General features: G+C 44.3%; 14 protein-coding genes. 6 read left to right on the plus strand and 8 right to left on the minus strand.

Going from position 1 to position 13,466, the window contains the following annotated elements; translation table 11 throughout:
- The first annotated feature begins 13 nt into the window (after positions 1–13).
- Positions 14–1,561 (plus strand): bifunctional phosphoribosylaminoimidazolecarboxamide formyltransferase/IMP cyclohydrolase, encoded by a 1,548-nt coding sequence (purH, locus tag H6F77_RS12315; RefSeq protein ID WP_190488856.1) that lies wholly within the window; start codon positions 14–16, stop codon positions 1,559–1,561.
- Positions 1,562–1,669: 108 nt separating this feature from the next.
- Here purH and H6F77_RS12320 read toward each other — a convergent pair whose 3' ends face one another.
- From H6F77_RS12320 to H6F77_RS12340, 5 genes are all read right to left on the minus strand, one after another.
- Positions 1,670–2,014 carry a hypothetical protein gene (locus tag H6F77_RS12320; RefSeq protein ID WP_190488860.1) on the minus strand — a complete coding sequence of 115 codons (345 nt, stop codon included), beginning with the start codon at positions 2,012–2,014 and terminating at the stop codon, positions 1,670–1,672.
- A 265-nt stretch (positions 2,015–2,279) separates the two neighbouring features.
- The gene (locus H6F77_RS12325) at positions 2,280–3,173 is read right to left on the minus strand and encodes a sugar phosphate nucleotidyltransferase (protein ID WP_190488864.1); all 894 of its coding nucleotides are present in this window, start codon (positions 3,171–3,173) and stop codon (positions 2,280–2,282) included.
- A 34-nt stretch (positions 3,174–3,207) separates the two neighbouring features.
- A complete protein-coding gene (locus H6F77_RS12330) occupies positions 3,208–4,299 on the minus strand; it encodes a mevalonate kinase family protein (RefSeq protein WP_190488867.1) in 1,092 nt (363 codons plus the stop codon).
- Between the two features lie 86 nt (positions 4,300–4,385).
- Positions 4,386–5,771, minus strand: coding sequence for an ankyrin repeat domain-containing protein (locus H6F77_RS12335; protein ID WP_190488869.1), 1,386 nt, complete (start codon positions 5,769–5,771; stop codon positions 4,386–4,388).
- A 112-nt stretch (positions 5,772–5,883) separates the two neighbouring features.
- Positions 5,884–6,045, minus strand: a complete 162-nt coding sequence (locus H6F77_RS12340) for a hypothetical protein (protein WP_199321304.1) — start codon at positions 6,043–6,045, stop codon at positions 5,884–5,886.
- Between the two features lie 238 nt (positions 6,046–6,283).
- Between H6F77_RS12340 and H6F77_RS12345 the strand changes: the two genes are divergently transcribed.
- Positions 6,284–6,754 (plus strand): DUF4079 domain-containing protein, encoded by a 471-nt coding sequence (locus H6F77_RS12345; RefSeq protein ID WP_190488871.1) that lies wholly within the window; start codon positions 6,284–6,286, stop codon positions 6,752–6,754.
- Between the two features lie 111 nt (positions 6,755–6,865).
- On the opposite strand, the gene H6F77_RS12350 is transcribed toward H6F77_RS12345, so the two are convergent.
- Complete coding sequence (locus H6F77_RS12350; protein WP_190488873.1) at positions 6,866–7,540, minus strand: DUF1997 domain-containing protein; 675 nt, start codon at positions 7,538–7,540, stop codon at positions 6,866–6,868.
- 269 nt (positions 7,541–7,809) lie between these two features.
- Between H6F77_RS12350 and H6F77_RS12355 the strand changes: the two genes are divergently transcribed.
- The 3 genes from H6F77_RS12355 (at position 7,810) to H6F77_RS12365 (ending at position 10,740) form a co-directional block, all read left to right on the plus strand.
- Complete coding sequence (locus tag H6F77_RS12355) at positions 7,810–8,469, plus strand: NAD(P)H-binding protein (RefSeq protein WP_190488875.1); 660 nt, start codon at positions 7,810–7,812, stop codon at positions 8,467–8,469.
- Entirely contained in the window at positions 8,466–9,104 is a 639-nt protein-coding gene (locus tag H6F77_RS12360; RefSeq protein WP_190488877.1) for a glycoside hydrolase family 24 protein, read from the plus strand. Before H6F77_RS12355 ends, H6F77_RS12360 begins: the two co-directional genes overlap by 4 nt.
- A 403-nt stretch (positions 9,105–9,507) precedes the next feature.
- Positions 9,508–10,740, plus strand: a complete 1,233-nt coding sequence (locus H6F77_RS12365; protein WP_190488879.1) for an alpha/beta hydrolase — start codon at positions 9,508–9,510, stop codon at positions 10,738–10,740.
- Positions 10,741–10,846: 106 nt separating this feature from the next.
- Here H6F77_RS12365 and H6F77_RS12370 read toward each other — a convergent pair whose 3' ends face one another.
- Positions 10,847–11,044 carry a hypothetical protein gene (locus tag H6F77_RS12370; RefSeq protein ID WP_190488881.1) on the minus strand — a complete coding sequence of 66 codons (198 nt, stop codon included), beginning with the start codon at positions 11,042–11,044 and terminating at the stop codon, positions 10,847–10,849.
- Positions 11,045–11,302: 258 nt separating this feature from the next.
- Between H6F77_RS12370 and rd the strand changes: the two genes are divergently transcribed.
- On the plus strand, positions 11,303–12,040 hold the full coding sequence (rd, locus tag H6F77_RS28645) for a rubredoxin (protein WP_199321305.1): 738 nt from the start codon (positions 11,303–11,305) through the stop codon (positions 12,038–12,040).
- A 137-nt stretch (positions 12,041–12,177) separates the two neighbouring features.
- On the opposite strand, the gene H6F77_RS12380 is transcribed toward rd, so the two are convergent.
- On the minus strand, positions 12,178–13,437 hold the full coding sequence (locus tag H6F77_RS12380; RefSeq protein ID WP_190488883.1) for a hypothetical protein: 1,260 nt from the start codon (positions 13,435–13,437) through the stop codon (positions 12,178–12,180).
- Positions 13,438–13,466 lie beyond the last annotated feature (29 nt).

Here is a 13,466-nt window from a genome sequence, read left to right on the forward strand (position 1 = left end):
AGACTTCTAATTCATGGCGCGTCTGGCACTGCTGAGTGTATCTGATAAAACTGGGCTAATTGAATTTGCCCGCAAACTGGTTGAAGAATTTGGGTTCGATGTCATCAGCAGTGGTGGAACTGCCAAAGCACTCAAAGAGGCAGGGATACCAGTTACTAAAGTTTCCGATTACACTGGTTCTCCAGAAATTTTAGGAGGACGAGTCAAAACCCTACACCCCCGGATTCATGGCGGTATTTTAGCGCGTCGCGACGAACCTTCGGACGTAGCAGATTTAGAAAATCAGCAGATTCGCCCCATCGATCTAGTCGTTGTTAATCTGTATCCCTTTGAGCAAACTATTGCTAAACCGGGTTGTACCTTAGCAGACGCAGTTGAGCAGATTGACATAGGTGGCCCTGCTATGCTGAGGGCATCTGCAAAAAACTTCAAATATCTGACAGTTTTGTGCAACCCCGTGCAGTACGACGCTTACTTGGAGCAGTTGTACAAGCATGGGGAGGCTCCATCTTTCGAGTTCCGCAAAGCCTGTGCCCAACACGCATTTTCGCACACGGCGACTTATGACACTGCGATCGCTTCTTACTTGGTAAGTCAAGAGGAAGAAACAGCCAGCGATTTACCAGAACACTTTACAATTTCCGGTAAACAACTGCAATCTCTACGTTATGGTGAAAATCCCCATCAACCAGCAGCATGGTATCAAAGTGGGACGGCGAAAAGTGGCTTTTCTGCTGCTACTAAATTGCAAGGGAAGGAACTTAGTTACAACAACTTAGTAGATTTAGAAGCAGCACGGCGAATTATTGCTGAGTTTCCCGATACGCCAGCAGCGGCTATTCTTAAACATACTAATCCCTGCGGTGTCGCTTTGGGGAATAGTTTATCGGAAGCTTACGAAAAGGCTTTCAATGCTGACTCTGTTTCTGCGTTTGGCGGAATTGTGGCGTTGAACCATCCTATCGACGCGGCTACTGCAACACAGTTAACCAAGACATTTTTGGAATGTATTTTAGCGCCTGGTTGTGACGCAGAAGCACAAGAAATTATGGGTGCTAAAACCAACGTGCGAGTTTTAATTTTGCCAGATTTAAAGTCGGGGCCGCAACAGACAATTAAAGCGATCGCTGGTGGATTTCTGGCTCAAAATTCAGATGATGCGGTAGAAAACCCTAGCGATTGGCAGGTAGTAACCGAGAAGCAACCAACACCAGAACAATTGGAAGAATTGCTATTTGCTTGGAAAGTCTGCAAGCACGTTAAGTCTAATGCAATTGTAGTCACACGCGATCGCGCTACATTAGGCGTTGGTGCTGGTCAAATGAATCGCGTCGGTTCTGCCAAAATTGCTTTAGAACAAGCTGGAGAAAAATCGCAAGGTGCTACTCTAGCTAGCGATGGTTTCTTCCCCTTCGATGACTCGGTAAAAACAGCAGCAGCGGCAGGAATTGTTGCTATTGTGCAGCCTGGCGGTAGCATGCGCGATGCGGATTCTATCAAAGCTGCTAATGAGTTGGGATTGGTGATGGTTTTCACCAAAGTTCGCCACTTTTTACATTAAGTCGCGCTGGCTAAGCTTTGCTTCTGATTTCTTAACAATCATAAACCGAAAGCGATCGCGCCGCGAAGAACTGCTAAAGAACAAAGCTAACGCGATCGCTTGTTTATATTAACTATTTTCTTCACTCTCCTTACCGGAATCTTCTACTTTTCGGGTATCGTCCTCTTCTACTTTTTGGGTATCGTCCTCTTCTACTTTTTGAGTATCGTCCTCTTCTACTTTTTGAGTATCGTCCCCGCTTTCGAGGTTGCTGAGCAAATCTTGCATCTCCTGTTTCTCAGCCTCAAGTTCAGCTTTCTTTTCGTCAAATTTTTCTAATTCAGCATCGATTTTACCTACTTCATCTTTTAACAAATCAACCAATTTCTGTTTTTCGCTAACCTGTGCAACCCCAAGTCTTTCCAGTTCAGCCTGCATTCTAGCTATTTGAGACTTTAGTTCCTTATTAGACATATATAATCTCTATTGGTAAAGTTACCAATAGTATATCCTCTACAACACCTGACTTTTAGGGCTTTTTTTGAAATAATTCTTATTATAAAAAAGTTATATATCTTTTTTTATTCGCGATTTTTTTGACTTGCGGCTAAATTTCCTCCGCGTTTTGTCGGACGAAGGTAATTTCCTCGAAAATTTATAGTTTCGGCAATCACCAGTTTTGTTTTAACACGGGATTCGGGGTGGGAAGCTAACGTATTTGGCTAGCTTATTCCCTAATTTATGAGTTACGAAAATCAATCATTGTCTGTCGATACGTCTCTGGCAATCCCGTGTCAAAACATTTTCCTTTAACAACGTACCCAGTGACTCCCTCATCTTGCCGCAATCTGTCAATACAGGACGTTAACTGAAATTCACCCCGTTCGCGGATGTTGTTGCTAATGTGTTCTTCTAAGTAGTCAAAAATTTTAGGCGTAAGTACATATAAGCCGAATACAGCTAGAAATTCATCATCTGCCATTCCCTCTACACGCAAATGCTTCCGTGCATATTCAATATCCGGCTTTTCGTATAGTTGGTTTATAGAAAGAATTGAGTTTTGTTCTTGCCAAAACCCTGTAATGCAGCCAGCCTTTTGAATAATCTCTACTGGCATTACAGTTAAGCCAACAACGCTTTTGTTGAATTGTTGGTAAATGTCTATAACTTGGCTAGAACAAGATTTTTCCGTGCTTGATATGTAAACATGATCGCCTAACAGCAGCAGAAATGTCTCATCTTTTACCCAATTTTTAGCACAAGATACGGCATGACCGAACCCTTCCTGTTCGTCCTGTGTCAAAATTGTAATTCTTTTGCCAATATCTACAAGATATTGGCTGTATTCCTGATTTTGTTGGGATAGTTTATTGAAAAGCTCTTTAGTGGGTGGAGTTTTAAAGAACTCCTCAAAAAGTGCGCGATCGCTTTTTTGTACGACAATCCCAATTTCTTCTATCCCAGCACTAATTGCTTCTTCAACAATCGCCATAATTACTGGTTTGGCGCGTCCATCTCTATCGATAATCGGGAAAAGTTCTTTTTTTACCACTTTTGTAGCTGGAAACAGACGAGTGCCGAAACCTGCGGCTGGAATAACAGCTTTGCGAACTTTGTTTTTTGAAGATTGCATATATTTTTTGCTATTTGATTATTTTGTAGATTTATTATCTATAAGCTTCTCCTACAACAGATGAATTTGTAGAAGGTGAATACTCGCCTATCACCAGTTTTATACATTTCATCTGCGGAAAATCCCGCTCAAAAATTTCCATTACCTGGTGCTGGCTTTCCTCATCTTTAACAATAAATTGAACTGTGCCATCGCCTTGCGACCCAACACCTTTACCACCTAAAATATAGGGTTGAATTGGCTCATAGTTGAGTATTTTGTGCAGTACGGGAGCAGTTAACTGAGAAGGACAAGCAGGTATTAGATGCTTGTCAAATTCGGTTTGTGCTATTTCCATCAAAGCGCCAAGTTGTTCGGAAGCGCCTTTTTGTATAGCGTTAACTGCCTGATGTGTAATTTGAAAACTGATAGATCCAAGATATTTCTGGACGTTTCTGTGTACTTCGTTGGTGGCGATAGGATAAGACTGATTGAGTTGGCTGAGAATTTCTAGAGTATTTTTGTTTGCACCGAGATCTACAATTACAAAAAAGAGATCTTTAGCAACGTTTAACTCGATGACATCAGTGCGATCGCCATCAAATATCATTAATATTGGTCTGTTCCCGTAAGCACAAGCCTGATCCATACGACCGCAGCGTGAAGGTGTGGTAATTTCACCTTGATAAGCTAATTCCATCTCACCCCTAATTGTCATCTTCAAGTCATAGATACAATTAAATGCCCTCGCCACAAGTACGCATAAAGCTGCACTCGATGAAAGACCTTTTTTTATCGGCAAATCTGTTAAGTAATTGTCAATTTCAATTCCGCCAACGCGATAGTGAGTGATGGCTTGGTAAGCAACCCCAGCAGCATAACTAAAAAAACCGCCTTTTTCCGCTTCGGCAAGTAAAGTCGGTCTTTCCATAGGCAAAACAAAGGGTTCTTTACGGGTTCCATCACTTAAGGATGTGCGTAAAATTAGCTGGTTTGGATGAGACTTAACTGATGCATAAAGTCCCTGATTTGTACCAACAATTAAAGCAGCACCCTTTTCCAAAGCAGGATTTAGGCGACGATATCCCCCCGCCCAATCGCTGTGTTCGCCAAATAAACAAAGGCGACCAGGAACAAAAATTTTCATAAAATTTTCTACCACCTCCATCATTTAGATTTTGCGCGATCGCTGCTAAAAATTACCGACAGCATGAGTAAAATCCACACTTGATATTACTCTTGTGCCCCAGATGCTTTCAACATTTGCGCGACATTTGGATAACCGTTAAACTCAGCGATCGCTAATGCTGTATATCCGCCCTGATTTTTCAGGTTTACATCTGCACCAGCACTTAGCAATACTTGTACTGCATCCCCATGACCGCGATGGGTTGCCCACATCAAAGCAGTTGCGCCAGCTTTATCTTGAATATTTACATCAGCGCCTTTAGCTACCAACTCTTGAATCGCGTCTGTATAGCCGCGATCGCATGCTTTCATCAGCGCCGTCTTTCCGTCGTCTGCTTTGGTGTTAGCATCCGCACCCGCCGCAAGTAATACTTTGACGGTTTCAGCGTGCCCGTTAGATGCAGCTAAAGTTAAAGCTGTCTCGCCAAAATTTTTGCTATTTGCATTGCTTTCCTTCTGCACCAGCGCCTCCACAATTTCAGCGTTACCATGCAAGGCTGCAACTAATAAAGGAGTGTCTCCCAGATTATTTCTTCCCTGGCAATCAGCGCCTCGGTTAAGTAAAATCTCGACAACATCAACATACCCTTCTACAACAGCTACATTGAGAGCTGTCTCGCCATCTTTGTCTCTGATATTGAGATCCGCTCCGCCATCAAGCAAAATCGATACCGTGTCGATTTTGCCAGCAGCAGCTGCTGCCATTAGTGCGGTTCCACCATCTATGTTTTTGGCATTGACATCAGCACCAGCTGTTAGTAATGCTTGCACAACATTAGCGTGGCCTTGGTCTGCTGCTAGGGTTAAAGCAGTTTCCCCCTCTTTGTCTTTAGCATTGACATCAGCGTTGTTGATTAATAGTTGGACGACTGCTAAATCGCCAGTTTCAGCTGCTGCCATAAGCATATTTCTGCCATCTTTTGTTGTGGCCTTGGCATCAGCTCCGGATTCTAATAAAATTTGTACGGTTTTGGCGTGGCCTTGCGCGATCGCCACATTCAAGGCTGTATCTTCATCCTTATCTTTGGTATTGACATCAGCACCCGCATCAAGCAAAATTTGCACGATGCTACTATGTCCTTTCGCCGCCGCCGCCATTAATGCTGTGCTGCCGTCATCATTTTTCGCATTCACATCAGCGCCGACTTTGACCAACTCGCGCACTATATCAACTTGATTAGCGGCGGCTGCTATCATCAAAGCCGTCAGGCCATAAAGTTTTCTAGGCTGGTTGACCTTCGCACCAGCTTCCAGCAGCACTCGGACAATCTCGGTATAGCCATTTCTTGTGGCAAACATTAAAGCGGTTGTGCCGTCTTTATCCGCTCCGTTGACGTTAGCATCATTAGCGAGTAGTGCTTTTACTCTATTGATGTCTCCATTCTGAGCCGCCCGTCTTAATAAGATATCTTTATCTTTAGTGCTAGTCATTGCCCCTTCATTTCCATCCCCAGCAATGTCAACTTAGCGTTAAATCAGGCTTTTGAGAAGGCGGTGCGGGGGGAGCATTCCATTTATGCAATCAAATATGCGATTAGAGCGATTATTCCCCAAGTTTGCTGAGAACAAAGGCGGCGAGAAACCCCAAGACGGTGATTAAGCCAGCAAAGTCGTGGGTTTGCTCGAAGGCTTCTGGAATCATTGTGTCGGATATCATAGCCAGAATTGCGCCTGCGGCGATCGCTCTATTGGGGAATCGTGGCATAATAGCCCACTACTGCGCCAATTAGCAGCGCCGATCCGCCAACTAAACCCCAGAATCCCGCCTGCAACCAGACTGGCAACATCAGACACTCTCCCTAGTAGCCAACCAAACCGTTATATCTTTAACAGGTTTACTACAAGCTCAACATCAGGCAGCCGAGGTATTACGATTACCCAAAAAGCGATGGGGATAATTATGCTAATTTTTATGAAGTTTCTTAAACGATCCAGAGAACACCATGAGTTTTGAGATCCCCGCATCGGTTAAAGTTTGGAGCCAATTTTTTCACCCCGTTTTAATGTGGGTGTTGTTAGCCGTGTCCCTATATGCCCTTTATTTGGGCGTTCTAGTCCGACGTACCAGAACGGCGGAAGGAGAAGCCAAGAAAGAGCTAATCAAGGGCAAGTTCAGCGTCAAGCACTATCAAATCGGATCGTTGCTCTTGGCGCTGATGATCGTTGGTTCGCTGGGGGGAATGGCTATCACCTACATCAACAATGGCAAACTGTTTGTAGGGCCGCACCTGCTGGCTGGGTTAGGCATGACAGGACTGATTGCGACTTCGGCGGCTCTTTCGCCTTATATGCAGAAAGGAAAAGACTGGGCGCGTTACACGCACATTGTCCTGAATTCAGCCCTATTGGCACTGTTTAGCTGGCAAGCGGTGACAGGGATGCAAATTGTGCAAAGAATTATCAGCAAAATGTAGTAATTCAAATTAGGGATTGGGGATTGGCAAGAGTCGCTGCGCTCCAGTTTTGCGTTTTGAGTTATGAGTTTTGAATTTATAACTCATAACTCCACCATTCCCCATTCCCCATTACCCCTTTTTAGATTTTTTTGGGGGGAAGGGGATGCCTAAAGCGGTGTGGAAATCTTCCTGAGTCTTGAAGGTTAAGCGGCGAGAGACTTGGCGGACAATCTGGCTGAGGATGCGATCGCCCGTTTTTTGCAGTAAAGACTTCTGTAACTTATAAATAAACTTGGGAAACCGCAGGTAAACGGCCACCTCCAACTGCCACTCAACTCGCGTCATCGGAACCCCATCTGTCGTTACTTCCACCAGATGCATAGACGATTTATAGTCAACGTCATACCCTGGGGGGACGTAATTAGGAATCGGTACCGTCTGGATGCGATAGACTCCTGCTTCTGCTGGTAGCAACTCCAAGCCTATTTTTGGTTCCACTTCGTAACCAAAAGCACCAAAACGACCGATAGTAAGCGCATAGGCGTTATCGCCCAAAGGCTCAACTTTCATAGGTTCGGCGCACTCTCCAAACCAACCTTGGTGGCTATCGAGGTAATTAGCAACCGTTTTAGCATCAGCATAAAGCTCCATGCAGCTTTCAAAATGAGTCTGGAAGCACATCGGGCTAGTAGCATTCTGTGCTAATTCTGATGCTTCTTCGACCTTTTCTGCTCCGATTGACGTAGCCTTCAAAAGTGCCGAGGAAACCTCTATAGGTTGGTTTTGAGCAAATTGCGACTGCATAAGACGCTCTCCTGCGTTGGTTGCGGTTTGCTTATATCAAGTGTTCCCACTTGGGGGTTAAATATTCACAAGACTATCGCTTGTTATCGGTATTCCCGCCTCTGCCTAAAAACTGAGTGGGGACTCTCCGGGGAAAAGAACAAGACGAGCTGCCTTATACAAAGTTCATACAATTGGAAAAGTCGAGTTTACTGCCTAACGAGAGACTTTTTCCTTTACCCATAGCCTGTATCTTGAGGATCGACCATGAGTAATTTACGGAGAAAAGCATGAAAGCATTTGTAGCAGGGGCAACAGGTGAAACGGGTCGCCGGATTGTACAAGAGCTAGTTAAGCGAAATATTCCCGTCCGGGCATTAGTTAGGAACTTAGAGAAAGCTAGAGAAATTCTGCCATCTGAGACAGAGTTAGTAGTCGGCGACGTGCTAAATCCAGAGAGTATCAGGGCTGGATTGGCAGATAGTACCGTACTGCTATGCGCTACTGGTGCAGCGCCCAGCTTTGACCCTACTGGCCCGTATAAGGTGGACTACGAAGGAACTAAAAATCTGGTGGATGCGGCAAAGGCTAAGGGTATCGAGCATTTTGTCCTAGTTTCGTCTTTATGTACCTCCCAGTTATTTCATCCGCTAAATTTGTTCTGGTTAATTTTAGTGTGGAAGAAACAAGCGGAAGAGTATATCGACAAAAGTGGTATTAACTATACAATTGTGCGGCCCGGTGGCCTCAAGAATGAAGATAACCCATACCCAATCGTGATGTCTTCCGCAGATACACTGTTTGATGGCAGCATTCCGCGTACTAAGGTGGCGCAAGTCGCTGTTGAGGCACTGTTTCAACCAAGTGCGCGGAATAAAGTTGTGGAGATTGTAGCTAAGAGTGAGGCTCCGGAAAAAACTTGGGAGCAACTGTTTGCTGGTGTGGCATGAGTAAAGTTTCAGTAATAGGGCGATCGCGTATTGCAGGCACAATTGGTTTAGCGTGCTTGCTTTTGTCCTTGCATGGCTGTGGGGATGCACCTACAGGGCTTAATAATAGTAGTCGTCTGCCGCCTCTGGTTATGCAGGGGGGCGATCCGTACATTCGTGCATTGATGCGGACGATATCTGCTAGTGAATCGAATGTTAAGCAACCATATTTTGTACTGTATGGGGGCGATCGCGTCAAAGACCTCAGCCGTCATCCCAGCCAATGCGTCACAATTACTGTCGGCCCAAATAAGGGAAATTGCTCAACTGCTGCTGGACGTTATCAAATGATAAACCGAACCTGGGATGAAAAAGCTAAAGCCTATCACCCAAAGCCGTCCCAGTTTCTGTTTTGGAAGTCTTATAGTTTTGAGCCTCAATATCAGGATGCCGTAGTTTATGCTTGGTTAAAAGACCGTCGAGCTTGGGGTGCGGATATTTCTTCTTTGCTCCAACAGGGGAAGTTAGATCGGGTATTGCGCCTGCTGTCTGGCACTTGGACAAGTTTAGGTTATGGAATTGAAAATAATTCTAATACTGGTAACTTGCCAAGAGTTTATCAGCAAATGCTGCAAGAGGAATTAGCAGCTAGCTGAATACGAAAATAAGGCACCAGACCCAAGTTTTTGTTTTCCGGGCTTATGCCTGGAAATAAGGCTATGACTTACGCAAATTGACCGTTTCACTCTCATCTGTAGGGGCATATAGGTATGCGCCCCTACAGCTGGGAGTTGGTGAGTAAGTCTTAGAAGCGTTTGATTTTCTGCATTTATTTGTTATGAGTACTTAACCATGAAAAAATATTCAATTGTCTTTCAGTTCAATTAATATATTATTTTTAATTTGCATATAAAACCTCTATTCTCGGAAGCTGGAAGGATAAAAATTACTGTTTTGTTAGAATATTTCAAATAATTAGGTTTTGGGAAGAAATCACTCTATACTGCGTCTAACAAGAAAACACTATAAAATTTTTAATTATAATTATAAATTTAAAGTATGAGCAGGCACAAGTTCAGAGGTTTACTAGCTCATTTAATTATTGCCAACGTCACGAGTTTATTTATAAGCCCGCAGGCATACAGCAGACAAATAATTTATAATAGTATTGACTCATCCTCACAGCAGCAGCCACTAAGTAAAAACCTGGAGTTTTCGCCCCAAGCTCAATATCTGTGGGAAAAATATGTCGAAAATGTTAAAGCAGAACCACTACAAAACAACTGTATACCGCGACGATTTTCTCCACCTAAAATTGCTAAATATCGTGGAACAGTCATCTTATTTCATGGTTTCAGTGCTTGCCCGCAGCAGTTGTTTGAGTTGGCAGATCGGTTAAGGAAAGAGGGCTATGAGGTGCTGCTTCCTCTAAATCCAGGTCACGGTCGCCTTCCTAAAAATGGCAGAGATGTTATTGATTATATGCCAAGTATTGATAACTGGGAAAGATATGAGGAACTTGCAGATCGGATGAACGAGATTGCTGTAAACGTAGGAGGAACGCGGATTGTTGGCGGACTTTCTATTGGTGGAGCGATCGCAGCTTTGGCGACTAATAAATTTCCAGATTTGTACAACCGTCAAATTTTATTTACTCCTTTATTTAAGCTTTCGACAAGTATTATAACAAGTGAATTACAGAAGGATACAAAACGAAGCCAAGATACAGTAGTAGATAAATTAGTTGAACAAGTTGATAATTTAGCAAACCAGCGCGTTGGCTGGGGAAAAGTTTGTCAAGAAGAAAGAGCGGCAAATCGTGCAGGTTATTGCGAATTTAAAATAAAACATATTGCGGCAGTCGCCATTTTTGGCAGATACGTGCTTGGTCAACTTAAACCGACTAAAACAGGTACTCAAGTTGTTGGTGTAGAGGGTGATGTGTTGGCAAGTAGTGCTGGAATTAAAACAGCGATCGCCCGGTTAAAGAGTAAAAAAAATGTGCCAGAACAAAAATCAGTCAAAGATAAAATAACCTCCTTTCCTATATTTAATATTAATCAATCAGATACATTGTCTGAAAGCCAGATAAAAGACCAAACTTTTGTAAATGCGTGCTTTTATCAAAAAGGAGTAAATCACTCACTCTTATCAAGGTTTGATGCGCCTAAAGAAGATAAATTTTGGATAGAAGGACTTTTGGAACAGACGACGATGTTCGTCACATCAGGCAAGCCTTTTGATATAGGTGGCGCCAGTTCAGAAACTCCTCTGCAACGATGCAAAATTTGATGCCTGGTTTGGGTGAATACATCATGCATCTGTAAGGAAATTCATAGTTGATCGTTCATTGCTGTAATGCAGCAATGAATGATGAATGAGGAGAGCTGTAGAATCGTTAACGAAGCAGCAATATAGGGCGGCTAGGCGAACCAATACTGCTGCCTAAAGGCGAGGGGGTCAAAAAAATGGGTAAAGCCATAATTAAGATTGCAATAACAAAAACATGAGCCAGCATATCAATAGTGGTGAAGCCTTTATTTTTAATATTTTTTACCCGCGATAACAGATGTTGAGCGTGGCGATGATTATTCATAAATATCTTTTGAAATCTATATTTCTATTAATAAAGGGATAAAGAGCAAATGACTACCGTTTTTATGAGTAACTTCTAAGAGGTGTGCGATCGCGCCTTATCCGTAAAAACCCCTGCAAATCAGCCAAAGTGGGCACAGGGATACTAATAGTACAAAGTTAATATTGTCGATAGGGATACATTTTAAATTGCCCAATACCCTTTAAGATAAAGCCACTTAAGCTAGACAAAACTAATAAAATGCACTTGGGAGCATCCATGAGTAAAGACGCATCCGATCAGATGAATATGTCAAACTCAAATACCCTGAAAAACCTGGAAGCAGCCTTCGGGGGTGAATCAATGGCTAATCGCAAATATCTATTTTTTGCAGATGTGGCTAGTAATCTTGGCTTTAAAGATGTGGCGAAGCTGTTTAAAGAAACCGCTGCACAAGAGACGCAACACGCCTTTGCTCACTTTTCTTTATTACATCCAGAACTGGTGGTAAAAGACCCAGCGACACTAACTGATGCTCAAAAGCAGGAAATTGTAGCTCGTTGCCTAGCCTTGGCTGTAGAGGGCGAGACTTATGAGTACACTACAATGTATCCAGATTTTGCAGCAGATGCGGTGCGCGATCGCGATAGTGCGGCTGTTGTAGAATTTGAAGCCCAAGCTGAAGAATCTGCCGATCATGCTCGCATTTTTCGTGAAGCTGCCCATCGCTTTGGTTTACTTAAACACGTAGAAAATTACCATGCCGATCTTTACACTGACGCACTCCAAGTATTAGAGGGCGGACAGCCTTCAACCAGAGTACCTGGCAACGATCCAGCTACTCGCAAGTGGATCTGCAAGCAATGCAGCATGATTTACGATCCTGTTGCAGGAGATCCCGATTCAGGAATTGCCCCCGGTACGCGCTTTGAAGATATTCCAGAAGATTGGATTTGCCCCATATGCGGTGCAAGCAAAAATTTGTTTACGCCATTTGAAGAGAAAGCGGCGGCGTAGCTGAAAGAGGCGATCGCGCTTCGCGTCAAAGGATCTCAATAATCAACTAATTTCTATCTAAAACAGCTTAGTGGGATGAGCCGAAAGGCTCATCCCACTAAAAATCATAGTTGTGTAATTTGCTTAACAGGTAAGAACTATTTCTTGTTGTTACCCTTACGGCTACGCATTTTCATCAGAGCTGCTATACCGAACGCTGCACCTGCCACAGTTGCTGGTTCTGGTACTTCTTGGGGGCTAGCACCATCACGACCTATGGGAGTGCTACCACCATCTATTGGGCTACCACCACCAGAAGTGCTACCACCATCTATTGGGCTACCACCACCGGAAGTACCACCGCCAGTTGATGTGTCACCACCACCGGAAGTACCACCGCCAGTTGATGTGTCACCACCACCGGAAGTACCGCCACCAGTTGATGTACCGCCGCCAGTAGATGTGTCGCCACCACCGGAAGTACCGCCGCCAGTAGATGTGTCGCCACCACCGGAAGTACCGCCACCAGTTGATGTGTCGCCACCACCGGAAGTACCGCCGCCAGTAGATGTGTCGCCACCACCGGAAGTACCGCCACCAGTTGATGTACCGCCGCCAGTAGATGTGTCGCCACCACCGGAAGTACCGCCACCAGTTGATGTGCCACCGCCAGTAGATGTGTCGCCACCACCGGAAGTACCACCACCAGTTGATGTGCCACCGCCAGAGGACGTACCACCACCAGAGGACGTACCACCGCCAGAGGACGTACCACCACCAGAGGAAGTGCCACCACCAGAGGACGTACCGCCACCAGTTGATGTACCACCACTAGAGGGAACAGTGCTTGTAGCTACAGGGGCAGCAGTTTCTAGTTTGCTACTAAGCTCGCGCTTGCTTCCAGGAAGTCCTACGCTTGTGATCCGGATTCCGAAGCTCTGCTGCGAAAACATATCCAAAGTCAAAGGCTGAGAAGCGGATACGGTAAATGTGGTCGTTTGAATGTCATCCTTACCTATACCGTTTGTACCAAGTTCGACTCCACCATCGAATGAGGCTTGACCGCCATCACCGTTAAGATTAGCATTGCCAACTTTGCTAACATTACCGCTAAAAGAAGTGTTGTTTACATTTGTACCAGATACTTTGAGGCTGCTTAGAAGCGAGTCGTCTTGAAGGTTGAAGAAGAATCCGCGCAGGTCGGCAGTATTTGGGTTTTGTGCGTCGGTTACAACCTTCAATGTCACAGTAATCTTACCGCTTCCATTGTTATCGTCCAAGGTTACATTGACCTTAGCAGGAGCGCCTGTGAAGTTAGTAGCATCGAAACTTGTAGTTGCGGCTTGAACCTGCTGTTGGCTGAAAACTGGAAGTGCAATCCCTGCTATTGCGAAAGCTGCGAATAATGCTGGTTTCATAGGAATTAAACCTCTTAATTGGTTGACGC

This window comes from Microcoleus sp. FACHB-831 (genome assembly GCF_014695585.1).
In the GTDB taxonomy this organism is placed as follows: Bacteria; Cyanobacteriota; Cyanobacteriia; order Cyanobacteriales; family FACHB-T130; genus FACHB-831.